The sequence below is a fragment of the Humisphaera borealis genome, assembly GCF_015169395.1.
GTDB classification, from domain to species: Bacteria; Planctomycetota; Phycisphaerae; order Tepidisphaerales; family Tepidisphaeraceae; genus Humisphaera; species Humisphaera borealis.
In genome coordinates this window covers 1,832,376-1,856,142 of sequence record NZ_CP063458.1, presented here as the reverse complement: position 1 = coordinate 1,856,142, position 23,767 = coordinate 1,832,376, and the positions used below count along the sequence as shown (strand labels likewise).

The 23,767-nt window shown below is 61.8% G+C and carries 27 protein-coding genes, 1 tRNA gene and 1 pseudogene; 7 read left to right on the top strand and 22 right to left on the bottom strand.

What is annotated here, in order from left to right:
* Positions 1 to 102: 102 nt before the first annotated feature.
* Positions 103 to 1,704, top strand: a complete 1,602-nt coding sequence (locus tag IPV69_RS06960) for a glycosyltransferase (protein ID WP_206294210.1) — start codon at positions 103 to 105, stop codon at positions 1,702 to 1,704.
* Positions 1,705 to 1,711: 7 nt separating this feature from the next.
* On the opposite strand, the gene IPV69_RS06955 is transcribed toward IPV69_RS06960, so the two are convergent.
* Positions 1,712 to 2,992, bottom strand: coding sequence for a glycosyltransferase family 4 protein (locus IPV69_RS06955; RefSeq protein WP_206294208.1), 1,281 nt, complete (start codon positions 2,990 to 2,992; stop codon positions 1,712 to 1,714).
* 253 nt (positions 2,993 to 3,245) lie between these two features.
* Entirely contained in the window at positions 3,246 to 4,277 is a 1,032-nt protein-coding gene (locus IPV69_RS06950; protein ID WP_206294207.1) for an NAD-dependent epimerase/dehydratase family protein, read from the bottom strand.
* Positions 4,278 to 4,663: 386 nt separating this feature from the next.
* Here IPV69_RS06950 and metK point away from each other — a divergent pair, with 386 nt between their 5' ends.
* On the top strand, positions 4,664 to 5,926 hold the full coding sequence (gene metK, locus IPV69_RS06945; protein ID WP_206294206.1) for a methionine adenosyltransferase: 1,263 nt from the start codon (positions 4,664 to 4,666) through the stop codon (positions 5,924 to 5,926).
* Between the two features lie 452 nt (positions 5,927 to 6,378).
* Here the strand turns inward: metK and IPV69_RS06940 are convergent, their stop codons facing one another.
* Both IPV69_RS06940 and IPV69_RS06935 read right to left on the bottom strand, forming a co-directional pair.
* On the bottom strand, positions 6,379 to 6,999 hold the full coding sequence (locus IPV69_RS06940; protein WP_206294205.1) for a hypothetical protein: 621 nt from the start codon (positions 6,997 to 6,999) through the stop codon (positions 6,379 to 6,381).
* A 232-nt stretch (positions 7,000 to 7,231) separates the two neighbouring features.
* On the bottom strand, positions 7,232 to 8,485 hold the full coding sequence (locus IPV69_RS06935; protein WP_206294204.1) for a TolB-like translocation protein: 1,254 nt from the start codon (positions 8,483 to 8,485) through the stop codon (positions 7,232 to 7,234).
* An 824-nt stretch (positions 8,486 to 9,309) separates the two neighbouring features.
* Here IPV69_RS06935 and IPV69_RS06930 point away from each other — a divergent pair.
* Positions 9,310 to 10,701: a sulfatase-like hydrolase/transferase gene (locus IPV69_RS06930; RefSeq protein ID WP_206294203.1), complete on the top strand. Its 1,392-nt coding sequence runs from the start codon at positions 9,310 to 9,312 to the stop codon at positions 10,699 to 10,701.
* Positions 10,702 to 10,858: 157 nt separating this feature from the next.
* On the opposite strand, the gene IPV69_RS06925 is transcribed toward IPV69_RS06930, so the two are convergent.
* Positions 10,859 to 11,197, bottom strand: a complete 339-nt coding sequence (locus tag IPV69_RS06925) for a YegP family protein (protein ID WP_206294202.1) — start codon at positions 11,195 to 11,197, stop codon at positions 10,859 to 10,861.
* 295 nt (positions 11,198 to 11,492) lie between these two features.
* On the opposite strand from IPV69_RS06925, the gene IPV69_RS06920 reads away from it, so the two are divergent.
* From IPV69_RS06920 to IPV69_RS06910, 3 genes are all read left to right on the top strand, one after another.
* A complete protein-coding gene (locus tag IPV69_RS06920; protein WP_206294201.1) occupies positions 11,493 to 12,110 on the top strand; it encodes a hypothetical protein in 618 nt (205 codons plus the stop codon).
* 96 nt (positions 12,111 to 12,206) lie between these two features.
* On the top strand, positions 12,207 to 12,629 hold the full coding sequence (locus tag IPV69_RS06915; RefSeq protein WP_206294200.1) for a transcriptional regulator: 423 nt from the start codon (positions 12,207 to 12,209) through the stop codon (positions 12,627 to 12,629).
* A 106-nt stretch (positions 12,630 to 12,735) separates the two neighbouring features.
* Positions 12,736 to 12,809, top strand: a tRNA-Arg gene (locus IPV69_RS06910).
* A gap of 175 nt (positions 12,810 to 12,984) precedes the next feature.
* Here the strand turns inward: IPV69_RS06910 and IPV69_RS27875 are convergent.
* The 5 genes and pseudogenes from IPV69_RS27875 to IPV69_RS06885 all read right to left on the bottom strand — a co-directional run.
* Positions 12,985 to 13,458, bottom strand: a pseudogene (locus IPV69_RS27875) (tyrosine-type recombinase/integrase); the annotation flags it as partial.
* Positions 13,459 to 14,119: 661 nt separating this feature from the next.
* Entirely contained in the window at positions 14,120 to 14,356 is a 237-nt protein-coding gene (locus IPV69_RS06900; RefSeq protein ID WP_206294198.1) for a hypothetical protein, read from the bottom strand.
* A gap of 37 nt (positions 14,357 to 14,393) precedes the next feature.
* The gene (locus IPV69_RS06895; RefSeq protein WP_206294197.1) at positions 14,394 to 14,609 is read right to left on the bottom strand and encodes a hypothetical protein; all 216 of its coding nucleotides are present in this window, start codon (positions 14,607 to 14,609) and stop codon (positions 14,394 to 14,396) included.
* Between the two features lie 18 nt (positions 14,610 to 14,627).
* Positions 14,628 to 15,071 (bottom strand): hypothetical protein, encoded by a 444-nt coding sequence (locus IPV69_RS06890; RefSeq protein ID WP_206294196.1) that lies wholly within the window; start codon positions 15,069 to 15,071, stop codon positions 14,628 to 14,630.
* Between the two features lie 118 nt (positions 15,072 to 15,189).
* Positions 15,190 to 15,438 carry a hypothetical protein gene (locus IPV69_RS06885; RefSeq protein WP_206294195.1) on the bottom strand — a complete coding sequence of 83 codons (249 nt, stop codon included), beginning with the start codon at positions 15,436 to 15,438 and terminating at the stop codon, positions 15,190 to 15,192.
* 103 nt (positions 15,439 to 15,541) lie between these two features.
* Here IPV69_RS06885 and IPV69_RS06880 point away from each other — a divergent pair, with 103 nt between their 5' ends.
* Positions 15,542 to 15,742 carry a helix-turn-helix transcriptional regulator gene (locus IPV69_RS06880; RefSeq protein WP_206294194.1) on the top strand — a complete coding sequence of 67 codons (201 nt, stop codon included), beginning with the start codon at positions 15,542 to 15,544 and terminating at the stop codon, positions 15,740 to 15,742.
* Positions 15,743 to 16,528: 786 nt separating this feature from the next.
* Here IPV69_RS06880 and IPV69_RS06875 read toward each other — a convergent pair.
* The 12 genes from IPV69_RS06875 to IPV69_RS06820 all read right to left on the bottom strand — a co-directional run bounded on the left by IPV69_RS06875 (position 16,529) and on the right by IPV69_RS06820 (position 23,755).
* Entirely contained in the window at positions 16,529 to 17,236 is a 708-nt protein-coding gene (locus IPV69_RS06875) for a hypothetical protein (RefSeq protein ID WP_206294193.1), read from the bottom strand.
* A gap of 1 nt (position 17,237) precedes the next feature.
* Positions 17,238 to 17,393: a hypothetical protein gene (locus IPV69_RS06870; protein WP_206294192.1), complete on the bottom strand. Its 156-nt coding sequence runs from the start codon at positions 17,391 to 17,393 to the stop codon at positions 17,238 to 17,240.
* 12 nt (positions 17,394 to 17,405) lie between these two features.
* The gene (locus IPV69_RS06865; protein ID WP_206294191.1) at positions 17,406 to 17,942 is read right to left on the bottom strand and encodes a hypothetical protein; all 537 of its coding nucleotides are present in this window, start codon (positions 17,940 to 17,942) and stop codon (positions 17,406 to 17,408) included.
* Positions 17,939 to 18,214, bottom strand: coding sequence for a hypothetical protein (locus tag IPV69_RS06860; protein WP_206294190.1), 276 nt, complete (start codon positions 18,212 to 18,214; stop codon positions 17,939 to 17,941). Before IPV69_RS06860 ends, IPV69_RS06865 begins: the two co-directional genes overlap by 4 nt.
* Positions 18,211 to 18,801: a hypothetical protein gene (locus IPV69_RS06855; protein ID WP_206294188.1), complete on the bottom strand. Its 591-nt coding sequence runs from the start codon at positions 18,799 to 18,801 to the stop codon at positions 18,211 to 18,213. The genes IPV69_RS06860 and IPV69_RS06855 overlap by 4 nt, the downstream gene beginning before the upstream one ends.
* A 56-nt stretch (positions 18,802 to 18,857) precedes the next feature.
* Positions 18,858 to 20,180 (bottom strand): PBSX family phage terminase large subunit, encoded by a 1,323-nt coding sequence (locus tag IPV69_RS06850; protein WP_206294187.1) that lies wholly within the window; start codon positions 20,178 to 20,180, stop codon positions 18,858 to 18,860.
* Positions 20,173 to 20,691, bottom strand: coding sequence for a sigma factor-like helix-turn-helix DNA-binding protein (locus IPV69_RS06845; protein ID WP_206294185.1), 519 nt, complete (start codon positions 20,689 to 20,691; stop codon positions 20,173 to 20,175). Before IPV69_RS06845 ends, IPV69_RS06850 begins: the two co-directional genes overlap by 8 nt.
* On the bottom strand, positions 20,688 to 21,152 hold the full coding sequence (locus IPV69_RS06840; RefSeq protein ID WP_206294183.1) for a hypothetical protein: 465 nt from the start codon (positions 21,150 to 21,152) through the stop codon (positions 20,688 to 20,690). Before IPV69_RS06840 ends, IPV69_RS06845 begins: the two co-directional genes overlap by 4 nt.
* 117 nt (positions 21,153 to 21,269) lie before the next feature.
* Positions 21,270 to 22,412: an AAA family ATPase gene (locus IPV69_RS06835; protein WP_206294181.1), complete on the bottom strand. Its 1,143-nt coding sequence runs from the start codon at positions 22,410 to 22,412 to the stop codon at positions 21,270 to 21,272.
* Between the two features lie 83 nt (positions 22,413 to 22,495).
* Positions 22,496 to 22,933, bottom strand: coding sequence for a hypothetical protein (locus tag IPV69_RS06830; RefSeq protein ID WP_206294179.1), 438 nt, complete (start codon positions 22,931 to 22,933; stop codon positions 22,496 to 22,498).
* A gap of 85 nt (positions 22,934 to 23,018) precedes the next feature.
* The gene (locus IPV69_RS06825; RefSeq protein WP_206294177.1) at positions 23,019 to 23,240 is read right to left on the bottom strand and encodes a helix-turn-helix domain-containing protein; all 222 of its coding nucleotides are present in this window, start codon (positions 23,238 to 23,240) and stop codon (positions 23,019 to 23,021) included.
* 314 nt (positions 23,241 to 23,554) lie between these two features.
* Positions 23,555 to 23,755, bottom strand: a complete 201-nt coding sequence (locus tag IPV69_RS06820; RefSeq protein WP_206294175.1) for a hypothetical protein — start codon at positions 23,753 to 23,755, stop codon at positions 23,555 to 23,557.
* Positions 23,756 to 23,767 lie beyond the last annotated feature (12 nt).

Below are 23,767 nucleotides of genomic sequence, written 5' to 3'. Positions count from 1 at the left end.
CACCGGGAGGGCAAATCGGCCGATGAAGTCGATATACTTTGGGCATTGGAATCGATGTCCGCAAGCCGACCTGTTCTTTAGGGGCCCGCTTCGAAGATGACCTTGTCCGCCGAGCCCATCTCCACGCCGCAGGTCGCCGCCTTCGGACCTCCCGTCTCGGTCGTGATTCTCACGAAGGACGAAGAAGCCAACATCGAAGACTGCCTGCGATCGTGCGCTTGGTGCGACGACGTCCACGTGCTGGACAGTGGCTCGAAGGATCGAACCACGGAGATCGCGGCACGGCTCGGGGCTACCGTTCACTATCACCCATTCACGTCATTCGGCGAACAGCGGAACTGGGCAATTGACAACATCGAGCACAAGTACGATTGGGTGTTTCACCTCGACGCCGACGAACGATTCACGCCGGATCTTGTCGAAGAACTGCAGTCCACGATCGCCCGCGAGCCCGATGATGCGGGGTTTTACGTCCCGCACAAGCTGATGTTCATGGGGCGGTGGCTCCGCTACGCCGAGGGGGGATATCCGATCTACCAGATGCGGTTCTTTCACCGCGAACGGATGCGGTTCAGGGATTACGGGCATGGCCAGCGGGAAGCGACCGATGGTCGGATTGGCATCCTGCATCGACCTTACCTGCACTTCAATATCAGCAAGGGGCTGGATGACTGGATCGACAAGCACAATCACTACTCGGCGCTGGAGGCGAGCGAAACGTTCGCATTGCTGTCGGGAAAACCGACCACGAGCTACTCGGCGTTCGGTAACGCGATCGAGCGTCGTAGGTTTCTGAAGTCCCGCGTCTACCCGAAACTTCCTGGCACCTGGTTCGGGCGCTTCGTCTGGATGTACTTTTTGCGGTTCGGATTCCTCGACGGCAAGGCCGGTTTGCAATACTGCCTGCTGATGAGCAGCTATGACCTGTTCACAAGCCTGAAGCTTTCCGAATTGCAACGCAAGGCCAAAGGCAACCAGGAGCGATTGCCTCAGCCGGCGGTAACCGCTGACCAAATCCGGCCGTCGCCGCGAGCGACCGTTGGCAGCGAGCGCGCGGACAAACCGGACAACGGTCATCCGCGACCGACAAGCGTGGTTCCATCCGTCGGTGAACGTGAGGGGATGTCATTCGGACAGAAGGAAGAGAGTCCCTGGTCCATGCGAGAAAAGATCGGCCGGGTCGTCTGGATGTTCGTCCAGGGAACGTTGTTCCGCCATTCGTTCCATAACTGGTACATGCTCCGCAGGATGATGCTCCGTTGCTTCGGCGCGAAGGTGGGGAGGAATGTCCGCGTACGTCCCACCGTACGAGTTGAGATACCCTGGCACCTGGAACTGGCCGATGACGTGTCCGTCGGCGACTTTGCGATTCTGTACTCGCTCGGTCGGATACGGATCGGCCGGGGGACGACGATCAGCCAGTACGCCCACCTCTGCGCCGGCACACACGATTACACCAAGCCGCAGTTCCCGCTGATTTGTCCGCCGATCACGATCGGGCAGGATGTGTGGGTGGCGGCGGATTCGTTCATCGGCCCGAACGTAACGGTGGGGGACCACGCCATTGTGGGTGCCAGGGCGACCGTCGTCAGGGATGTGCCCGCGGCCCAGATTTTTGGCGGAAATCCAGCGAGATTCCTCAAGCACCGGCAGATGTCGGTGCCGGTGGCCGAGCAGTCGCCGGCGGCAGAGCCGGATCGATAAGAAGCGCTCACCGAGGAGAGGCGTTGCGCGCAGACCGCAGCCGCAGGGACTGCTCGAGTCGATCGCACATCGCGCCGCAAAGCCGACGCTGGCTCAGATGTCCGTCCACGATCGACGCCGCACGCTCTCCCATCTCGCCCAGTTGCTCCATGGGGGTCTGACGAATCTGCTCGATAGTCCGGACGGCACCGGCGACGTCGCCGTGGCTGATCTGCCAGCCGATGTGGTGCCGATGAATCAGGTCGTCGATATGAGACGGGCTGGGACCGAGGTAGAGGATTGGCCTTCCGGCGGCCATCGCGCCGTACACCTTGCAGGGGTGAATAATGCCGACCATTTCGCCGCCGAGCGAGGCGACATGGACGTCGGCCGCCGCCAGCGAATATCGCAGTGTCTCGATGGGCTGGTAGGGCAGCAGAAGAACATTGGTTAGGCCGTGCTGGCGGACATGCGCTTCGACCTGCTTCTTGGCCACGCCCCCGCCGATGAACGCGAAACAGACGGTCGGATCGTCACGGGTGGCAAGCATCGCCTGCAGCAGCGTTTCGAGCGGATTGCTCGGGCTGTGATTACCGCTGTACATGATGACGAACCGCCCGATCAGGCCATGCTGCTGGCGGAAGGGGTTTTCGTCGCGGCGTGCGGGCCAGGAGCGGTGGTCGGCAGAGTTGCCGTGAATCTGGTCTTCAAGTGGCCAGGGCGGGAGGACCAGCATTTTTGCCGACAGGGGTAGCCGGTTTTCGAGCCGCTGGGCCATGAAACGGTCGAGGGCCACCACCAGCGCGGCGCGCTTGAGGATGAATCGGTTGACGCGCTCCAATATCCACGCAGCAGGGTGCGACGGCTTAAGCTTGCCCAGCGCGATCAGTTGATCGGGATTGAGGTCCATCGCCCAGTACGCGACCGGTACGCGACGGATCCAGCCGATGATGCTCGCAACGAAGCCCACCAGCGGCGGGGACGTGCTAAAGAAGATCGCGCCCGGTTTGCGTTCGGCGAGCAGGTGAAACAGAACCTGGAGCATAAAGCTGGCCGAACCCGCAATCCGCATCGGAATCGAGCGCTTCCCGAAGGATGTCAGGCCCAACCGACGAATCTCGGCACCTTCAATAAACTCGAGACGCGGGTATTGGGTCGCCGGATTATCATAACCGCGATCGGAGGTGTACACCTTCACCCTGTGACCGCGACGCGACATCGCGATAGCAACCGACGCCATGTATTGGCCAACGGCCGCCGGGTCAGGGATGAAGACCTGGCTGATGATGACAAGCGTCCTTCGTGGCATGCAATGGATCGAGCGAACAAACCGCCAGCGTCACCGAGTTCCGGTGAGGACACTACCGGTGGGATACGATCGAGACAACTCCGCGTTCATACACTTAGTGTAATCGGCGTACGCTCAGCGATTGCTCAATGAAGAAAGCGGACTTTCCCTTGTCGGAACGACGGACCGCGAACGAGTCGAGGCACGGCGTATTTAAACGCCGTGCCTCGATAAGCCGGTTCCGCAATTAGCAGTCTCTATGTGGTCTGCGGCATCAGTGCGCGCCGGCCATCGCCATCGCCGGCTTCTTCCCGCCGGCATAACGCGGGGCCATCTGGTCGTAGATCCACTTGTAGGTCTTCTCCATGCCGTCGCGCAGCTTGGTGTCCGGCTCCCAGCCGAAGACTTTCTGAATCAGCGCGTTGTCGCTGTTGCGGCCGTTGACACCCTTGGGGGCGTCGAGGTTGTAGTTGCGCTTTAGTTTCACGCCGGCGATGTCTTCCACGACGCTGGCGAGCTGGTTGATGGTGACACCTTCGCTGGAGCCGAGGTTGATCGGATCCCACCAGGTGTCACTTTCCGTGATCTTGTAGATGCCCTTCAGGCAGTCGTCGACATACATGAACGACCGCGTCTGCTGGCCGTCGCCCCAGATCTCGATCTCGTGCTTGCCGGTGAGCTTGGCCTCGATAACCTTGCGGCACATCGCGGCGGGGGCCTTCTCGCGGCCGCCTTCGAAGGTGCCGCTGGGGCCGTAGACGTTGTGGAACCGCGCGACGCGCGTGTTGATCTTGTAATCTTCGCGGAAGTGGCGGCACATCCGCTCGCTGAAGAGCTTCTCCCAGCCGTAGCCGTCTTCAGGCAGGGCGGGGTAGGCGTCTTCTTCCTTCAGGAACACGCTCGTGCTCTTGTCCTTCTGCTTGTCGCCGTTGTAGACGCACGCGGACGAGGCGTAGAAGAAACGCTGATTGCCCAGCTCGCGGGCCGCCATCAGCAGGTGGGTGTTGATCAGCACGCTGATCATGCACAGGCCCTTGTTGTTCTCGATGAAGCCCATCCCGCCCATGTTGCAGGCCAGGTTGATCACCACATCCGTGCCCTTGACGGTCCGGCGACACTCGTCGAGCAGATTGAGGTCGGCGACAATGTTGTCGGCTTCCTTGTGGACCTGGTACCACTTCTCGACGGGCTTGACGTCCACGCAACGGACCTTCTTGAAGCCCTTGCGCAGAAGGTCGGCCACCAGGTGACCACCGATGAAACCACCACCGCCGGCGACGACAACAGACTGATTCGTGTTCAACATTTCGGGACACTCCAAGAAGTAGCTGCGATTGCGCCCGGGGAGGCTGGGCTCGCTCCGGACAGCAGGAACATCGGCCGAAATGGGGGCGGTGTCTAGTGGCAACGTAAAGTTCCGATGAATCCCGGCCCCAGGGTCCAACTTAATGCTTTTGCGACGGTTGGGGGTCATGCCATGCCGAATTCGTGCCGAATCATGGGGGGCTGTCGTTCGCCGGCACCCTCTTCCTGTGGTCGAAACGGGAAATCCCGGCTACGGCCTGAAACTGTCTATTTTGCCAGACAACAGGGCCCCGATGTCCGGTAACTGCAGCCCCGGTTTGCCCGCGACGGCCAACTGCTGTACATTTTCCGACCCTACGCGCCGACCGGTTTAACCGGAGGCCGGCGATGCCAAACCCATCCAGGAGCAATAAGCACGTGAGCCCTCAATTCCGCCGCACCAAGCATCTATTCACCAGCGAGTCCGTTTCGATGGGCCACCCCGACAAGGTGGCAGATCAGATCTCTGACGCCGTTCTCGACTCCATCATTGCCGCCGATCCCTACGCCCGCGTGGCCTGCGAAACGCTGGTGACGACGGGCCTGGTGGTTCTCGCCGGCGAAGTGACCGTCCACAACGAGGCCGCCGCCGCCGCCCTGGCCGCCGTCGAAGAAACGGCCCGCGCGACCATCAAGGAAATCGGCTACAACGACCCGGCGATCGGGTTCGACTACCGCTCTTGCGCCGTCATCAAGACCCTGCACGGTCAGTCGGCCGACATCAGCCGCGGCGTCACCAAGGCTGCCGACGGGAAGAAAAAGAAGAAGACCGGTGCCGGCGACCAGGGCCTGATGTTCGGTTTCGCCTGCGACGAGACCGATGTCTACATGCCGCTGCCCATCCACCTGAGCCATCGCATCGTCGAGAAGCTCGCCGAGCTGCGGGAAAGCGGCAAGTACAACTGGCTTCGCCCCGACGCCAAGAGCCAGGTCACGATCGCCTACGAAGACGAGAAGCCCGTCGGCATCCACACCATCGTCGTCTCGACCCAGCACGACGAAAGCGTTCTGAACAAGCAGGGAACGTTCAGCGACGAAGCCGCCGCCGCCATTATCGAAAAAGCCGTCAAACCCGTCATCCCGAAGAAGCTCTGGAACGACAACATCAAGTTCTGGATCAACCCGACCGGCCGATTCATCGTCGGCGGCCCGCACGGCGACTCCGGCCTGACCGGCCGCAAGATCATCGTCGACAGCTACGGCGGTCGCGGTGCCCACGGCGGCGGCGCCTTCAGCGGCAAGGACCCGACCAAGGTCGACCGCTCGGCGTGCTACATGGCCCGCTACGTTGCCAAGAACCTGGTCGCCGCCGGCATCGCCAAGAACGCCGAAGTGCAGCTCGCTTACGCGATCGGCGTCGCCGACCCGGTGAGCGTCTCGGTCTCGACCGAAGGCACCAGCGTGATCGCCGAGGACACGATCGCGGACATCGTCCGCGACCTGTTCCCGCTCGATCCGGACGGCATCATCGAACACCTGCAACTCCGCAAGCCGATCTTCAAAGAGACGGCCCGTCATGGCCACTTCGGCCGCATCCCGGGCAAGAACGGAACGTTCACCTGGGAGAAGCTCGACATGGTCGACGCCATCAAGAAGAAGGCGAAGCTGTAAACGACTGCTGGTCACAGGGTACTCCCTGTCTCAGAACACTCGCAGACAATCACTCGTCACGACCCTGACAATGCCCGTCGCGCCAACCGGCGTGACGGGCATTGTCTGTTTTGACCTACCCGGCAGCGGCCGAGCCGTGATCGAAACGAAGAGAACACGAAGGCACGAAGGCGCGAAGAAGCCACGAAGGGTGTCGAGTCGACCGGATCCGCATAAGAAGCCGGGACATTGACTCTCTTTGCGCTCTTGCACTCCTCGTTATCCTGGTGCCGAGATCTGTCGGACAGGCAGCCAATAGGCCTACCCTGAACCCGAGACATCACCAGAAATCTATGGAGAGCTAGAGATCATACGGCACCGATCCAGCATCCTTCTTCGCGTTTCCTTCGTGCGTTCGCGCCTTCGTGCTCTCTTCGTTTCGGATGCAGGCTCACACGCTCGGGGCGACTTGGTCACGCCACCTTCGCGACGTGCTCGCTTGCGGGTCGGCGGATGAGCCGCGGGGCGCCTGGCCCGCCTCGACGGCTGCGGACACTGCCGTGCCGCCAGAGTACCCGGGTCGGGTCGTCCAGTGTCGCCAAGTTGTGCTCGATCCAGTCGGCGGCTCCCAAGCCGTCGACCGCCGCGGCAAACGTCTCGAACTCGCCGAGCAGGTAGAGGACCGAGGTCGTCACGTGCCCGTCGGCGGGCATTCGGCGGAAGGGACCGGCGGGGAATGAGCCGGCGTCCTGCTGAACCGCCGCCAGATACGCCATGCCGCGGTCGATCGACGCCCCGTTGCCCTTGCTCGCCAGCAACGCCCGCAGGCAAAGCGCGGTCGACAGTGGATCGCCCCAGCCGCCGTCCGCTTCCTGTGCCGCCAGCACCGCCCGCACCATGGTCCCGCAGAACGCATGATGGGCCTGGCTCAGCTCATCAAGGCGAATGGCCGACATCGCGGCGGCAAGCACACTGCGATTGGCCTGCTTGTCCCAGCGAATCAGTGCATCGGCCCGGTGGCTCGTCAGGTCGTGCAACAGGCGGGAAAAGTCACGGGCAACGTACAGGCGTTCGATCTGGCGGACAGTCAACATGCGTCACCTCTTAGGCGTTCGAGTTAGGTATCTATTCTTAGATAACATCGTCCGAACGTCAAGAAGGAAATCAGTAAAATTGTAGGAGGATGTTTGGGTTGGGGTGTTAGGGGTTGGTCGGGGTGGTCGTGCGGAATGCGATCGTCGGCGCGCATTTGTAAGTCGTGCGCGCTCCGCTCCGCGTCGCGGCTAACCGGAGCGAGGAGCCGGGAAGCGGGAATCCAAAAACTTCTCACCCCTCTTCCGCCACAAAGAGTCGGGAGAACTCCCCATCGCTCACATTATAGTAGATGCGTTTCCCGTCGGCGCTGAAGACCGGGTGCGGGTCGTTCCGCCGCCAGGACTTGGCCCCCTTGGTCTGGTCGAAGCTGTGGATCATCGTCCAGGACCCGCCGGCCATGTTGCCGACGACGATGCCCCACTCGCCGGGCTTGCCCCCGATCGGTTCGCTGATGCCGTCGGTCACCATGAGTTTGCTGTCCGGGCGAACCGAGGGGTGCGATCCGCGCGGACTGGGGACGTCCTTGAGCTTGGTGTACTTGAACCCCTCGGCGTCGGTATCGATGACGATGTTGCCGACCTCGAAGATGTGCCGTGAATCGGGCATCCACGCCGGGTGACCCCACTGCCCGCGCTGCCAGATGCACGCCGATCGGGCCAGGTCATAACAGACAATGCCTTGCCGCTGGCTGGCGACCTTGGCCATGAAGTTGTCGCCACCGCCGCCGGCCGCCAGCTTGAAGAACACCCGCTTGCCGTCCGGGCTGAGCACGGGGAAGAAGATCGAGCAGGGCTTGCCCTTGAACTCTTTCGCAAACCATTCGCCGTACTTGGCTTGCACTTCGGCGATGGTCGCCCGCGTGGTGATCTGTCCGGTCCTGGCGTCCCACAGTTCCAGGTCGCGGTGGGTGCCGGGGTTCCAGTGACAGCCGTACATCGGCAGCAGGTCGCCGGCGGGCTGGCCGAAGCCGACCTGCCGGTCCTCGGCAACAACGGTCCTGGCGAGCGTTTCGACATCAACGACTACCACCCGCCACTTCTTGTCGATTACTTCGTGATACGCCACCCGCTTGCCGCCCGACAGCCATTGCTGGCAGGCGACGCGATGGGCGTCTTCGGTGTGTACGTTCTCGGCCAGGACGGTTTCCTTGCCGGTGGCGCGGTCCATGATCCGCACCTCGCCCACATACCCGGCAGGGTGGGTCGATGAGAAGAACAGCACCCGCTTGCCGTCGGGGCTCTCGGGGTTGGCGACATAATAACTATGGATGGTGTGCCGCCCGGGCACCATCGAGACAGGAGCGATCCGCGGCCTAGATTTCCAAGCCGCCACCGGATCAGCCTCTGCAAGCGCAACGGTGTCCGCGGCGTGCAGCCGCGTCAGACCGGTCGGCGTCAGCCCCAGCATCAAACCGCCCACACCGCCACCCGCGGCATGCAGGAACCGGCGACGCGACAACTGGTCCGGCAGAGTCGGCTTGTTCATGGATGTCACTCCGTCAGGTAATCCCTCTATTCCCGTCCTTAGGTACTCCCGCCGGTTGACGACGTTCGACGCGCGCCCGCGCCGAACGAACCCGAGAACACCCCCTTGCGACCGCTGTCCGTGATACGGCTTTCCAAGCCGTGCAAGGTGCGTCACACGTCGATAGCCGTTCATCCTCCGCCACTTCGTTCTACCGAACGAACCCAGCACAGGACCGCCGAACGAACCCGAGATCACACCGAAGACCCGGGGCTCCGCGAGTACGCTGCGCCCGCGGCTTGTTGCCGAACGAACCCGAGAATCGCCTTCAGCTCCCTCTCCCCTGTACTCGGGGGAGAGGGTTGGGGTGAGGGGCCGAACGTTGAGGCTCGTCCCCAAGCGAACGCCAGGCCAGGACACCAAGATCGAATTAGATCTTGCGGTCACAACGCTCCCGTGTTTTCGCCAAACGAACCCGAGCCGTCCCGACCGAAATCAGTCCGCCCCTGGCGATCGCGCCATCCAGAGACGCCCGTCCGAGCGTTACGCAATTCAAAGTCGCACGACCAACAATGTCCGCAGAAAAGCCTTGCTCGCAATTCATCTGTTAGTGTGTTGTACGGATACGAATTGTCCAGAACAATGTAGTGGTGCTGGAGATGCGTGATGTTGCGAGATAACCCGCCCGCTCGAACGGTTCATCGTCACCGCGATGTGCCGCACCGACACCGATGCAATTTTCATGACCAGAGGCCGTTGAGTTGTTCAGGCTCCCGGACGGGTCGGCCGGTCGAGTGCTGGCTTCAACGGATTGTCACGATCATACGCGATAGGCCCTTCAAATCATGAAACGCATTGCCCTTTTACTGGCGATTTTCTGCACGCTTGGCACGCAGTCGTCGTTCGGGGCGACACCGCCGAACGTCGTTGTTTTTATCTCAGACGATCACAGCCAGTTGGACTCCGAGGCGTACGGTTCGACGGAAGTCCGCACGCCGAACATGGCTCGACTGGCCGCCGACGGGATGAAGTTCACCCACGCATTTGTGGCTTCGCCGGCGTGCGGTCCGAGCCGGACGGCGCTGCTGACCGGGCTCTGGTCAGCTCGGAACGGGGCCGAGCCGAACCACAAGGCCAAGAATGCCAATGTCGCCTCGCTTCCGCCTGCACTTCATGCGCTCGGCTATGAGGTGGCCGCGATCGGCAAGGTGGCCCACAACACCTACGCCAAGGATCACGGCTTTGATTACGTCGACGGTCCGAATCAGGGGCTTTCGGATACGGCCGCGGTGGCGAAGTTCCTGGCCGGTCGCAACGCCGCCAAACCCCTTTGCCTCTTCGTCGGCACGCGGCACCCCCACACGCCTTGGAGTGCCGAGCGCACCTACGACCCGGCGGCGGTAAAGATTCCGCCGACGCACGTTGATACCGCCGTCACACGGGAAGAGCGGGCCAGTTACCTCACCGACGTCACCAAGTCCGACACACTGCTCGGCGAGGTTCGAGCGCTGGTGGGACAGAAGATTCCCGGCGACACCCTGTTCATCTACACCGCCGACCACGGCGGCGCGTGGCCTTTCGGGAAGTGGAACCTTTACGACGCCGGCATTCGCATTCCGCTGATCGTGGCCTGGCCGGGCAGGATCAAGCCGGGCACGTCCAGCGATGCGATGTTGTGCTGGCCGGATCTGCTCCCGACGCTAATCGAACTGGGCGGTGGAAAGGTGCCGGAAGGGTTGGACGGGAAGTCGTTCGCGGGCATCCTGCGCGGAACGGCCACGGCCCATCGCGACCGCGTTTACAGCACGCACAGCGGCGACGGCGATTTCAACGTGTACCCGATTCGCAGTGTCCGCACGCGCGACTGGAAGTACATCCGCAACCTGCATCCGGAGTTCCAGCACCACACGCACATCTCCCGGTCCACAGGGCCGAGCGGGCTGGTGTACTGGAAGACCTGGCTCGCGGCCGCCGAGCGCGACCCCGCCGCCGCGGCGATTGTCAAACGCTACAGCGAGCGGCCGGCTGAAGAGCTGTACGACCTGACGGCCGACCCGTACGAACTGCGCAACCTCGCGTCCGATCCGGCGCACGCCGACCGGCTTGCGGCGATGCGGGCAGACCTCTCCGCCTGGATGGAGCAGCAGGGCGACAAGCAGGCAGTGTTCGGTAATCCGCTGCTCAAGGGCGCCCCGGTCACGATGATCACACCGGGTAAAAAGAAGACGGAAAAGTAAACGCAGTCCGCCTCTCGTGGGGAACGGGGTTCGTCGCACTGTGCGCACCGAACAGTGCTGCCCGAGGCATGACACGACAAAGCCCGGGCCGAAGACCCGGGCTTTGCGTGAATCAGCATGCGACTCAATTCTGATCGGGGATTCGTCGCACCGGAGCTCACGCCGCCGTGGTGTCGTCGATCGCCGCCGTCGGGCCGTTGGTCTTGACCGACGCGATGCCGTTCTCCATTGCGGCGGTGGTCGTGTACATCTCGCTCTTGCCGATCGTCTGGCCGTTGGTCGCCGTCAGGACGAAGTAGGGCTCGTCGTTCTTGCTTTTCTTGCGCTCGAAGCGGGCGTCGTCGGCCGAGTTCTTCTTCACCGACGCGATGCCGTTCTCGGCACTGGCCTTCTCGTTGTACAGCTCGCTGGTCAGGATGACCTGACCGTTGCCGGCCTTGAGATTGAACATGAACTTGCCCGACGGGGACTTCTTGAGCTCGAATTTGCCAGCCATGACGTTGCTCCGTTGAAAGGATGAGTTCGTTACCGCCGGCAACATAACGCAAGGATGCGCCGGGGCAAGGCGGGATGGCGGATTGTTGACGTCGGAGCGTCGACTGCTGTTTGCCGACTGTGATGCCCGTACACGGCTTCAGTCAGCCGACGACCCCATCGATTCCCCTTTCACCAGCCGACATTCCGCCAATGCGAATCGACTTTCGACGATGCAATGTCCATCGCCTTTGCAATGTAAAGTTCGCGGTGTAAGATGTCATCGCTGGTTTGCGCTGCACTGCCGGACCGTCGCTATGAAGCTCGACGACGCCCTTTCTCAGATCGCCGAGATCCGACAGCAGATGGCGCGGACGCAGGTGTTCCGCGGGTATCGGGCGGCGACCACCGCGTTCTCGGCGGTGATGGCGCTGGTCGCGGCGGGCGTGCAGCGCTACCTGATCGGCGAGGCGACGCTTGTCGAGAACTACTTCGCGGCGCTGTGGGTCTGGCTGGCGGCGGCGGGGGCGAGCCTCGCGGTCGTCGGGACTGAAATGTTTGTGCGCTTTCGGCGGAACCATTCGCCGATGCAGCGCGAGATGACACTGTCGGCGGTCGAGCAGTTCGTTCCCTGCCTGGTCGCGGGCGCGATGCTGACGTACGCCATCGCCGAGTGGGCTGGCGGATCGCTGAACATGTTGCCGGGACTCTGGTGTACGCTGTTCGGCTTGGGTGTGATGGCAAGCCGCCGCGTGCTGCCGCGAGGGACGTTTATCGTCGGTGCCTGGTATCTGCTGGCCGGCATGCTCTGTATCGCGACGCGGAAAGACATCAGCTTCTCAGTGCAGATGGCGGTCGCGTTTGGCGGCGGACAGTTTCTGGCGGCGGCGGTCCTTTACTGGACCCTGGAACGCCGGGCCGCAGGATCGATCTGAAAAGCTTGCCATGGGCACCATTCGGAGTGGCCGAGACCCGGATGGCAGCACTTGGAATGGTTACAACTTTGAATTGTTACAACGTGGAGCGCGGCAATGGCCGAGCGTAATCAACAACCCGAATCTTCCAAGGCGTCAGCCGATGCGTCGCGCGGGCGTTTCGCTTACGACGGACTGGAGCGCGTCATCCATGAGCGCGCCAGGCTCAGCATTCTCTCGTCCCTCGCGGCCAACACCGAGGGGCTGAGTTTCAGTGACCTCAAGCAGTTGTGCCACCTGACCGACGGCAACCTGAGCCGACAGCTTCAGCTGTTGCAGGAGCAGGGGTTCGTGGATGTGGTCAAATCGACGCGGAACAATCGCCCGCACACGCAGGTGCTGCTTAGCGAATCGGGCCGCGAGCGTTTTCTGGAATACATTGCCGTCCTGGAAGGCGTCGTCGCCGACGCCATGCAGGCGACCCAACGCCGGAAGGAACCCATTACTCTCCCGGCGGCGGCACGGCGTGCGCTGGGTTGATGGCGGTCGCCTTGGATGGCGGTTGCCATGCTGCGGCGCAGAATGGACGCCAACGCGATTGTGCGATATCATTTCGAACTGGCGGTAGGCACCTTGCCTCGTGAACGTTCTCGTAGCTCAATTGGATAGAGCGTCGGCCTCCGAAGCCGAAGGTTAGAGGTTCGAGACCTCTCGGGAACACCTTAACAGACTGCGAACTTGTGCAGACTGGCGCAACCACTGGTAACACAGTGGTTTTTGCGTTTGTGGGTGTCGCGACTTGCACAGCCTTTTGCACCGTTTCCAAGTCTCGCTGCGCCGCATTATGCGCCGCCTGCGCTGGTGCTGCCGCCGCTCGTTCGAAGTGCTGATCGGTGACCTGCAGATAATGGTCTGCCGCCACGTCTTCCGAGTTGCCAAGCCATTCGCTGACAACGTGCGAGGGGAAATCCTCGGTTAGTTCCGTCTGGCGGGTCGCCCGCAGGTTGTGGAACAGACGCGGCCACGGTGTCAGCCCGGCTCGGGTGATGATCCGCTGAAGCTGCGTCCGCAGGTTAACCTTGGCGCTCCTGCGCTTCACGATGACGTATTCCGCCCCTTCTGCCGCCTGCTCGAAGCACTCCATCAGGAAGGGCTTCAACTCAGGGAAGAGCGGCAACCAACGGGTTTCCTGTCCGGCGTACTGTTCGGTTTTCGGGGAGTGAATCAGAATCCGCCCCTTCTCCCAATTGATATCCTGCCACCGCAGTAAGACGTGCTCGGAAGGGCACCGCAGCCCGCCGTAGCGGCTTAGGGCAACGATCAGACGCCACTCGGCATCGGGGCATTCGGCAAATACCTTGTCCGTCATTTCGCGGGTAATGAAGTAGGCGCGGGACTTGTTCTTCTGTGAACCGGTCTTGACCTCGGCGAAGGGGTTCTCGATGACCATCTTCCACCGGACAAGGGTCTTAAAGAAATGGCGGCAAGCCACGACGCGCCTGCTGATGGTCGCGACCGACAACGGGCGTCCGGTCCTCCCGATTGTCTTTTGTGTGTACCACGTCCGCCACTCGTCTGCCTGCTCCGGTCCGATGGTGGCGATGTCGCGATCCTTCCCGAAGAACGCCAGCAGGTCGCGCCGAACTTGCCCGTAGAAGATGAGGCTAGCGGGCTTGACGCTCATCGTCTCAATCCACTTGTCGAGCGCCGGTCCTAGCTTCATCTCGCCGGGCTTCGCCTGCGGCTTCACCAATCCTTTGGCTTCCAGGCGTTGACGCAGGGTGCCCGTCAACTCATCGACCCAAGCGGCGGTCGAATCGTCGATCGGTCGCCCCTGTCGCTTGGCGGATACCAGGGCTTCTACCTTGTCCGCGAACCGCTGCGCCTCGCGTGGCTTCATGTTGCCCGTGCGGAGCGTTTGGCGCTTGCCGCCGTCAGCCGGGGTGTACTGCACGCGCCACAGGTTGCCGCCGTCATCAATCAGACTTGCCATAGGTCACCTTCGATTCTGCCAGGGGATCAGCCCGGCGTTAGATTTCGTTCGCCTGCACCGCTTCGCCATACGCCAGGGCGGCGGCAAAGACGGCGGACACGGTCAGCCCGGCGTGGTTCAGCAGGTGGGGGCGAACCTGCCGGTATAGGCTCGCTCCGAACTCGATAGCCAATTCGCGGTCGGCTTCGGTCATCGGCAGTAGCCACAGGTGCGCCATTGCCGCTGCCTTGCCCTCTTCATGCACCGCGTCTGCTTCGTTCAATCGATTGGTCATAAGGCGTCCGCCCCACGTTTCCGCAGGGCGTGCCGAGTTACTTCATGTCGAGCATCTGAGAACTAGCCACGGCGATGCCCTCAGCTACGCACCGCGCGACACGTTCAACGCCGCCAAGTGCACACGCGACCAACGATCGGTCGTCGGGGTCAATGGTGAAATCGACGTACTTGCCGTTGTAGCGCATCGGCAGGTACACAAACCGCAACGTCCAGTCCTCGCCCAGGATTTTGATGGTGTGTCTGTTATCCATGGTCGTGCTCCCTTCTGGTTACTTGGCTTCCGCCGTCAGCCATTCCAGCAGTTCCTTGACGGTCACTTCATCGTTCACGAAAGCGCTCGCCCCCTTGCGGTCGATGTGGACCATCCCGCAGCCGTTGTCCATGTAGCGGCAATTCCAATGCCCCTTCCCGGGGATGTGGAGATTGAATATCACGTCATCGCTGCCACGGTCACCCACCGTGGGCGACGCCAACTCCGCGTCCGCGTCCAGGTACTCCGCCCCTGATTCCGCCCACAGGTCCGCCGCGATCTGCCGCATGAGTTGCGAGCACGGGTGTACGTCGTCGCCCATTTGGTCCGCCAACTCCGCCAGGGCGGCGGCGATGTCCATCCGCTGAGACACGAAGGGCGGGAATTGAGCCAGCCCCACGGTGTCGAGCATTTCGCCGTCGGCGAACCGGCGGAACCCGTCGGAACCCGATGGACGCGCCATGGGAAGAATCTCCGCGATTGCGTGCCCGTTGCGTACTTGCTTTGCCTTGCTCATGATGCTTCTCCGATTGCGGCTCGCCGGTCGTTCCTGCCAAGGGTGCCGGCGGGTCGCGGTCCTTTTAGTTCTTCATCACATCCACTGCCTGCTGGAGCGCCTCGCGCAGTAGTTCGCTGGCCCGCTCGGGTCCATTCCACGAACTCAACACAATGCTCCGGTCTGAAGGATCGACGATGTAGTCAACCGTCTGCCACTTGCCCGAATCCACGCGCATCCGCAGGCGTTCGGGTGTCAGGGTGAGCGCCCACGCAGCGCCCATGATTTCCAACGTCGTCGATTCCTTCTCGGTCTGGATGGTCTGGAAGTTCATGCCCATGTTGTATCCTTATTCGGATTCAATTGCAACGGGCGTTAATCGGATTTCTCCGCGTCTTACCGGTTGTAAGGAATCCGTTATAGGATACAATCCGCTCATGGGTATCGACCTCGACAAGGTAAAGGCACTACGCGAGAAACGCGGGCTGACGCAGGATGAAGCCGCGAAACTGGCAGGACTTCCGAACCGCCAGAAGTGGTATCAACTCGAATCGGGGAGGATTGCCAACCCGACCATTGCCACGCTCGAAGCCATCGCCAAAGCCTTAGGCGTCAAGGCTCGCGATCTGCTCAAGTGATTGCGCCACAGGTGCGCAAATGGAATCTTGCGGTTTCGGCAACGGTTGCCGGAATGTTTGGCCACGGTGGACAAACATTTCATGTTGCAACACCGTGTTGCAATTGACCGGGCTTCCCACAGCAACCGCCAGCCCGCATCCGGCGCACCTCTATTGCCGGGTCGAAGTCGTCGGGGATGTCCTGCCTTAACCCCTCGGGCAACGGCTCGCGATTGTCGCACCGCTTGCACGTGCCCAGGCTCGGCTTCCCGCCGTACAACCCAAGGGCACAACAACCCCCGTTGCGAACTTGGCAGGGCGTCCAGTGTTTGCAGGTCATGAAATCACCAGCCCGGTAACTCCACCGTAAACGCTTCCCGCCCCGTCCAGGTTGTCGTTGTATGCTCCGGCGGGCGTTGACGGGTCGTTCACCGTTTGGAGTGTGTCCCCGCCGGGGAATCCGCTCCACCGCCAGGCAATACAACCATTGGGCAGAAAGTCCTGAAAGACAGAAACGCCGAAAGTGAAGTGACTGAACCCGTCGGAATAAACGCCGTCGATGGTGCCCGCGAATTCACATGGGGCGGTTCGGTTTAGCGCTGCGGTCCAGGGGATGTCCGGCTGTCCTACTTCCAACGTGTTCCCGGACATGGTGAACGCTGTCGGCAGGTCGTCCGCGCACGTCGGCCACTCCGTCGCGCAAGGCGTGTCACAACAGCACGGCGCAGCTTCGGCGACAATCCGCGAACCGTCCGACCGCAGCCGGCGCTTGCCATCGGTATCTAGTTGGGTTTTGCCTAGTCCCATTTAAGCCTCCGCGCATTCGTAGGTGTTTGGAACTTCGAACGCGTACAGCAATTGGAACTCGCCGTCGCTGTCGTAGTAGCCGATGCCCAGGGTTGCCGCCGTGTAGCTACCATTCGCCCGCCCCACGTCGGGACTCTCGCCGGTGGCAAGTTGAACCCCGTTGCGGGTGACGGTGTAGGTATATGACGGTGCCGTGGTGCCGGTGCCGTCACTGCCGCCGGTCTGCGACAACTGAACCCGGAACAGGTCCGCCGGGCTGCCGGGGTCGAACATCAATACCAGCGTGCCGTCAGCGTTCACGCTCCGAAGGGTCGCCGGGTACGGCTTGGCGTTCTTCGGTACGTTGTGGGTCGTCTTGCCAATGGCGGCAATGTTGATGCCGATTGCCTTCCGTGCCCACACGCCAGGGGACGACGTGATTTGCCCGATGTCCGCCAGCGTGGTATCCCCGCCACTGTCGGCGCTGAACTCGTTCCAGGTAACGGCAACCGCCACGCCTTTGTATACCTCGCCGCGTCCGCCGTCCTCCTGCGGGTAGAACAGGTGCGACATGATCGGCGGGGTTTGTGGAACGTCGGGCGGGGTCTTGAGTGACTGAACTTCATAGTTCAGTGCGTTGGCTGCCCGAATGATCTCGTTGAGCCGGCGGGGCGGGACAACGCCGGGGTCACCGTCTGCAAATTCTCTAACCTGCTTTGGGGTTTCCATTCTATTCCTTTCGGGGGTTGATGTAGTCCGCCGGTTTGGGGGCGTCGGGCTTGACGTTCGCCGCGTTCCCTGACGGGGGCGACGATGGAAGCCTTCCGCCGGACAGGTAATCTGCCGGCTTGGGGTTTCGGGGGTTGATTGCAATCGGCTTGTTCATGGTGCCTCTGCGTTAGTGAATGAAATGCTTTGTCCACACCTTCTGATGCAGCTTGTGCCGCGACTGGTCGAACGGGTAGTTGGTGTGAATCGGCGCGCCGGTGTAGTCGTGTGCCCCCATCGGGCGGGGTGCCGGCGGCAACACCAACTTGACGCGACGACGACGGAATGCCCGGCGAATCTGTTGCACTGCCGCGTTGCCAGCAGTCCCGCACTCGTCGAGCACCTCCGCCAGCGTCGTTACCTCTTTCCAGTTGGCGGTCAGAATCCGCTTTGCTTCGGCAATCGCCCTCGCCGCGTTCTCGTCCGTAATCGGTGCAACGTCCTCTTGGCTTGGCATCGGAGGGTATCCCGCCATTGCCTCTGCCATCGGACCGGCAACACCGATGACAGCACCGTTGAACGGCGACGTACCAGAGTGAACGCAAACGCCTGCCGCTGGTTCGCCATCGACGGTGCAGGGAACACCGACGACCGCTTCAATGTCGCAGCCTAAAACTGCCGCGACGACTGCGTGCCCGGCTTCGTGAATTGCGGTTGATGTACTCATTGTGCGCCTCCTTGCCATGCTCGAACGATCTGCGTGCCGATGTCGCTGAACCCGTAGCCGATACCCTTGTTCATGATGCCCTTCGTTGTTTGAATTGAACGGGTGACTGGTGAAGCGGGGTCCGTAAAGGTGATCCCGCCAACGTGGTTGGATTCCACCGCGATGCCGAACCGTCGACCGACAGCCTTTGCCGCGTTGACGTGCTCCGCCGTGCCGCCGTCGCCGGCGACCTCGCCGTGGATGACGAATGTGTGCGCTGTTGTTTCCTTCACAGGGCACCGCCTTCCGGGAAGAGGAAGGGGAACCGGCTTAACAACGTGTTGCGTTCGTCGATGGCGGCGCGGGCGGTCCGCAGCTGCTCTGACAGGTTGGCACTCAAACTGTCGAGACTGCTGATCTCGCGAATCGTCTTGACGTTCGATTGACCGATTGCGACCTCGGTCGCGTCGATGACGCCGACGCTTGCCGTGCCGTCCCAGGTGTGATCCCGCAACCGGACACGCTCGCCGCGTTCGTAGTCCCGATGCGCGATACGCAATTCAGTGATCTTCACTTTGACGCCCTCCCGGGCTTGCTCCAGCGCTTCGACGCTCTGTGCAGCGCCCTCCAACTCGTCAGCGCGACGAATGGCGGCAACGTGGCTTTCAACCGTGGCGGCATCAATGCCAAGCTCCGCCACAAGGCGATGGAACTTCGGGGCGGTCACTTCGTCCAGGTCACCGTCGATGATGGCTTGACGAATGAGTTGTCCGTAGCGCTGGCGCTTGCCGTGGATGTCGGCTTGACGCTTTGCCTCTGCCTCTGCGGCTTTGGTTGCCGCCTGCTGTTCCTGCTCACGCAGGGTCGTAAGAAACTGCATAGAAACATCCTTCCGGCTACTGCCGGGGTTTGGGGTGTCTAGGTTTTCGTCCAGGGTCATCGGTGCCCCCTGTTCGTCTGGAATGTCTGCCACATGTGTTCGTCGTTCGTCGGTCGGTGGGGTTCACTACGGTTGCCGCCGTTGATGACTCGCACGTCGATTTGGTTACCGCCGTCCAAGCGCCGGATGCCGTATCGCAAGGCGTCCAGGGCGTGGTCGTGTTTCTTGACCGGCTTGTCCTTTTCGCCGGGTTGCCATTCGTACATGCCAAGTTCTTTGATGACGTTCACGCACGCCGGGCTAATCGTCAGCCCAGGCTTGCCGCTGCCGTCCACGGCGAACCGACGTTGGCAGGATGTAATCCCGCCGTTGACGTCGTTGTCGCCCGCGATGACCGACAACCCCGCCCGCGCCATCTCTTCCCGCAGCACTGCCGCCGCAGGGTCAAACACGAACTCGGTGACCCCATATTCAGACTTCAACCGCTCCGCCTCGGCTATCACGTCGCTGCTTACCTTGCCCGTGGCGTAGAACTCCGCCAGCAGGTGCAGGGTGCCGTCCTCGGCTTCGGCGATGACTACCATCGCGGTCGGGTTCGAAAATCCTTGATCGCCGCCGACGATGACGCGTTGCCAAACGTCGCGGCGTTCGCGAACGTGAATGGCAGGGTCGAAGGTGTCGTAGACCAGACCGTCCGAGCCGCACCATTCGCCATCGACATACCGCCGCTTAGCGACGCCGGTGTATGTCTGCAGGTCGCGCAGGTAGGACTCCGGCAAGTGCCAGTTGTCGGCGCTCTTCGTGGCGATGGCGTGGCATCCGTCCGCCGCCTTGCTGCGACCGTTGAGCCCGAAGCGGACCGCCAGGAAGTGTTCGGGTCCGGACGGGTTGCACGCCCCGTAAAGGGAGTTTGGCACGCCATCGACGTTCAACCGGATGCGACCACGAAGCGCCGTCCAATCGTTCTCGGACAACTCCTCCGCCTGATCCACGCCGACGCCTGACAGGTTGTAGCTTCCGACCTTCGCCACGTCGTCGAGCCCGAAGTAGACGATTTCGCCCCCGCCGACGATGCGGATGGTTTTCGCCGATTGGTTGTGGCTGTAGCTTCCCGGCGGCAGTACGGGCGGTAAGTTGCCCTCGGGTTCCAGCAGGGTCTTGAGGGTGGTTCCCTTCAAGGTGACCAGGTGCTTACGGACAAGGGCTTCCCTAGCGCCGGGGCGTTGAGCACGGGTCGCCAACTTCACGCAGGTCGCACGGCTCTTGCCGGCACCGAACGCGCCGCTGTAGAGCACCTCGCGGGCTGTGCTGGTGACGAACGCGTATTGCTTCGGCAACAGTTCGATGGTCGATGCGGTCGGTTTGCGAGTCTTAGCCATTGGTGGCGCTCCCTTCCGTGGGTGCTGGCAGGGCGGGTGCGAACGATTCGACGATTGCGTCGCCGGGCGTGGTCGCGGTCGATTCGACGAACCGGGCGGGGCGTTGTGCTTCGATGATGTTGAACACCAGCCCGGCACCCTCACCGATCAGGGCGGTTGTCTGCTGCTGCTGATCCAGACCCAGCAACCGACGACGGGACTCCGAATACCTCAACCACAGGTCAAGCGCCCTCGGGTCGCCGGCTCGCACCTTGTCCGCGATGCTGGCAATGCCCAGGTCAAGCCGCTGTAGTTCGATGCTCCGCAACTGCTCCGCCGTCTCTTCCGTTCGCTTGGCGGTCGCCTTCATGACCTTCTGTAGGTCGCGGGTAATCTGTGACCGGTCGATGCCCAGGCGTTCGCCGATTTCAGAGTGGGACAGCCCGTCCAGGCGAAGCCGCAGGGCTTGTTCCTGTCGAATCGCCAATCGTTCCTTTTGCCCGATGGCGCGTTTTAGGTTGCCGGTGCTCATACGTTCACCTCGCCATTCGCACGCTGGCGCGTTTTTCTTTTCCGGGGTGTCGTCGTAGGGGTCGCGGTCGAATCGTTCGCCAGCGTTGCAGCCACGGGCGACGGTGCCCATGACGCTCGAATGCCGTAGGTGCGCAGGGTCATCTTCAACAGGCGGCGTAACCTGACGACGAAGGGCACGTCATGCCGGGGATTGCCGTCGCTAAGTTCGATGATGAAGGGGGCGCAGGTTCCATCGTGGAACCGAACACCCTGCGATTCTGTGCAGCCGTTCGCGATTCCGTGCAAAGGCGGCGCACAAGGCGGCGCACTTGTCATGCAATCGGTGCTCACTTCGAACATCGGCGACGGGTCGTAGGTGGACAGACCGGGGGAGGTGCGACAGTGTGTCCGTGTCGCGGTGCAAACGACTGTTTCTGCAACCGTCGTACTGCCAGTGATTTTGTCTTTGTCGTTCGTCATGGTTGTCGTCCTTCCCTCAACCTCTCACGCTCACGCACACCCCGCCCCAGGGGACGTTCACGTCCCACTGGGGGGTGTGGGGGGTATGTGTGTGTGTAAGAGAAAATGATTTCGGGGTCATTCTGTAACCCTCGTTACTGGTTGTGCTATGGTCGCAAACTTTACGGGCTTGCCTTTTCCGGCGAACTCCCAGCGGTAGGCAAGACCGGCATCGACTGCCGCGTTGAGCCATCGGAATGCCTTGCGTTCGGAGATGTCCACCACTTCCGCCGCCGTTACGATTTGGTCTTTCGACTTCGGTTCCTCATTTAGGAACGTCTCGGCAAACTTCGCCGGGGTCCAGACGATTTGTGTCTCGCTCGGATCGGCGTCGCCGGTGTCCTCTTTCCGCTTCCGCTTCGGTCCCGGCATCTTCAATTCGGAGGGGTCAAGGTCGTCGGCGGGGATGAACTTGGGAAACTCCCACCGCAGGCACAAGGGTTGAACCGGGGCGAAGGATCGGACCACGGCTTCCATGACAACCGCGCCGTCAACGGCATGCGGGCGAAGGACGATATGGGCGTCCGCTGCTCGGCTTTGCGAACCTGCACCACTGCCAACGTCGGTAACACCCTTGCCCGATTGGTTGCCCTTGCTCGCATGATGAATAAAAACCAGGGCACACTTCAACCGCTCCGCCATACCTGCGGCGACGTTGTAGAGCGCCGTGATATCACCATTGGCGTTCTCGTCGGTGTCGATTGGCAAGGCGCGATAGAACGCGTCGATGACGACCAGCCCATAGGTGCCGGGCTCGACCGTCGCCAGGAATCGCTCGATGGCGAAGATGTCCTTTAGCTTGCCCCGCAGGCTCACCACTTCCAGGAATCCGGCGACGTCTGACAGGTCCATGCCCTTAGCGTCGACGACCTTCGGTATACGGTTGGCAATCGTCGGCTCGGCTAATTCGTTGTCGATCAGCAGAACCCGGCGTCGCTCGCAGGTGAACCGGGCAAGCCACGGCACGCCTGCCGCCACTGACAACAGCAGGTCATAGACCAGCCACGACTTTCCGACCTTCGGCCCGGCGATGACGTTGATAATCTCACCCTCACGCGCCACGCCGTGGATGACGGGTCGCCGCAGTTCGGGGTGGTCACGTAGCAACTCCCCAAGGGAAACGGCGCGAATGGTGTCTGCGGGCTCGGTAGGCTTCTTGCGATAGATGCGGTTGCCGTACTCGTCATAACGAACGGCGTCTTTGAGAGCCTCCGCGATCATCTCGACAGACCACGGTGCATTCGGGTCTCTGTTCGCCCATTCGTCTACGCGGGCTTCCTTCGCTTCGTCGATAGTGTCCTCCATTACGCTGCCCACCCTTCGCAAAGTTCATCCAGCCGGCGGGACAGCTTCCGCGCCTCATTGCAGCGTGCTGCTGCTTCAATCAAGCGGTCGCAACGTCCGATCAGGTCCGAGACGTTGAACGGCGTGCTGAATGCCAGGTTCGCCAGGTACTCGGGGAATCCGACGTGCCACAACCCGGCACCGCGAAGGGCGGACCGTGCCAACAACAGGACCGTGGTACGGTCGCCGTAGGCGTCGCCGGTCAACCGGTTCGCGTCGTGACAGACAACCCCGGCGAGAAAGACCAGCCGCAGGTCAACGTCATCGAACAGGGCACCGTCAACGCCGGCGTCGGTGATATGGGGAATTGCCAGTAGCGGGGCGGACAGCATCGACCCGACGACATCGGCTTCGGCTCTCAGCCGCTCCGATGCAATCCTATCGATTGCGTTTGCCATCGTTGTATTGTTTGTGCTACGATTCATTCGCTCGTTCCTAAGCCCGTGCCGGGTAACAGCCAGCCAGCCACCGGCGCGGGTTTTTTCATGCCTTCGATTTCGCGATGTATTCGTTTAGGTCCGCCACGTCGTAGCGAATCTGACCGCCCACCTTGCACCTCGGAACCGGCAAGCCGTGGAGCGTCCGCCGTGACACGCGCAGGTATTCGGCGGCTTCGTCGGCGGTCCGAAGGGGTGAAGCGGTCGCCGTGGCGATCTGCTCCAACAGGGTGTTCATCCGCTTCAGGATGGTTTCGCTATCAACCACGGGTCACCTCCCGGCGTGGAAGATGCCCAGCCCGCCGTAGGGCAAGCTCCAGGGTTGGCAAATAGGACTCGGGAATAAGGCGTCGCCCGCCGATGACGGGGCAAGCTTCATCCGCTCCCGGCAACTGCCTGCGGTAAAACATGCTCGATATCGTTTCCGGGCGAACCCCGGGGAAGCGATGCCGGCACCATTCGGAGACTGTTTTGTGGTCTGACATTGGTTCCTCGTTTTGACCGTCAACGCGACGGCTCTACAAAAGCACTAGGCGGAAGGTTCTTCCCTTCCGGTGGTAAGACTCTGACTTTCTTGGGGATTCACTTCCCGGCGGTTTGCCGGATCGCCCGGCGGATCGCGGGCAACTGCTGACGCGTCCAGGCTCGCATGGTGCCGAACCGGCGGACCGGCTCGATACCTCGGGACTTGATCGCGTACTTGACGACGTGCTCGGCAACGTTTGGGAAGTCCGCCTGAAGCTCGCGGCGAACATCACCAAGTAAGAGAAGGGGAGTAGACATAATCGGTGGTGG

Coding starts and splice junctions, on each gene's coding strand:
- IPV69_RS06955 (WP_206294208.1), bottom strand. CDS start 2,992: ATGCCACGAAGGACGCTTGTCATCATCAGCCAGGTCTTCATCCCTGAC.
- IPV69_RS06950 (WP_206294207.1), bottom strand. CDS start 4,277: ATGTTGAACACGAATCAGTCTGTTGTCGTCGCCGGCGGTGGTGGTTTC.
- metK (WP_206294206.1), top strand. CDS start 4,664: ATGCCAAACCCATCCAGGAGCAATAAGCACGTGAGCCCTCAATTCCGC.
- IPV69_RS06940 (WP_206294205.1), bottom strand. CDS start 6,999: ATGTTGACTGTCCGCCAGATCGAACGCCTGTACGTTGCCCGTGACTTT.
- IPV69_RS06935 (WP_206294204.1), bottom strand. CDS start 8,485: ATGAACAAGCCGACTCTGCCGGACCAGTTGTCGCGTCGCCGGTTCCTG.
- IPV69_RS06930 (WP_206294203.1), top strand. CDS start 9,310: ATGAAACGCATTGCCCTTTTACTGGCGATTTTCTGCACGCTTGGCACG.
- IPV69_RS06925 (WP_206294202.1), bottom strand. CDS start 11,197: ATGGCTGGCAAATTCGAGCTCAAGAAGTCCCCGTCGGGCAAGTTCATG.
- IPV69_RS06920 (WP_206294201.1), top strand. CDS start 11,493: ATGAAGCTCGACGACGCCCTTTCTCAGATCGCCGAGATCCGACAGCAG.
- IPV69_RS06915 (WP_206294200.1), top strand. CDS start 12,207: ATGGCCGAGCGTAATCAACAACCCGAATCTTCCAAGGCGTCAGCCGAT.
- IPV69_RS06900 (WP_206294198.1), bottom strand. CDS start 14,356: ATGACCAATCGATTGAACGAAGCAGACGCGGTGCATGAAGAGGGCAAG.
- IPV69_RS06895 (WP_206294197.1), bottom strand. CDS start 14,609: ATGGATAACAGACACACCATCAAAATCCTGGGCGAGGACTGGACGTTG.
- IPV69_RS06890 (WP_206294196.1), bottom strand. CDS start 15,071: ATGGCGCGTCCATCGGGTTCCGACGGGTTCCGCCGGTTCGCCGACGGC.
- IPV69_RS06885 (WP_206294195.1), bottom strand. CDS start 15,438: ATGAACTTCCAGACCATCCAGACCGAGAAGGAATCGACGACGTTGGAA.
- IPV69_RS06880 (WP_206294194.1), top strand. CDS start 15,542: ATGGGTATCGACCTCGACAAGGTAAAGGCACTACGCGAGAAACGCGGG.
- IPV69_RS06875 (WP_206294193.1), bottom strand. CDS start 17,236: ATGGAAACCCCAAAGCAGGTTAGAGAATTTGCAGACGGTGACCCCGGC.
- IPV69_RS06870 (WP_206294192.1), bottom strand. CDS start 17,393: ATGAACAAGCCGATTGCAATCAACCCCCGAAACCCCAAGCCGGCAGAT.
- IPV69_RS06865 (WP_206294191.1), bottom strand. CDS start 17,942: ATGAGTACATCAACCGCAATTCACGAAGCCGGGCACGCAGTCGTCGCG.
- IPV69_RS06855 (WP_206294188.1), bottom strand. CDS start 18,801: ATGCAGTTTCTTACGACCCTGCGTGAGCAGGAACAGCAGGCGGCAACC.
- IPV69_RS06850 (WP_206294187.1), bottom strand. CDS start 20,180: ATGGCTAAGACTCGCAAACCGACCGCATCGACCATCGAACTGTTGCCG.
- IPV69_RS06845 (WP_206294185.1), bottom strand. CDS start 20,691: ATGAGCACCGGCAACCTAAAACGCGCCATCGGGCAAAAGGAACGATTG.
- IPV69_RS06840 (WP_206294183.1), bottom strand. CDS start 21,152: ATGACGAACGACAAAGACAAAATCACTGGCAGTACGACGGTTGCAGAA.
- IPV69_RS06835 (WP_206294181.1), bottom strand. CDS start 22,412: ATGATCGCGGAGGCTCTCAAAGACGCCGTTCGTTATGACGAGTACGGC.
- IPV69_RS06830 (WP_206294179.1), bottom strand. CDS start 22,933: ATGGCAAACGCAATCGATAGGATTGCATCGGAGCGGCTGAGAGCCGAA.
- IPV69_RS06820 (WP_206294175.1), bottom strand. CDS start 23,755: ATGTCTACTCCCCTTCTCTTACTTGGTGATGTTCGCCGCGAGCTTCAG.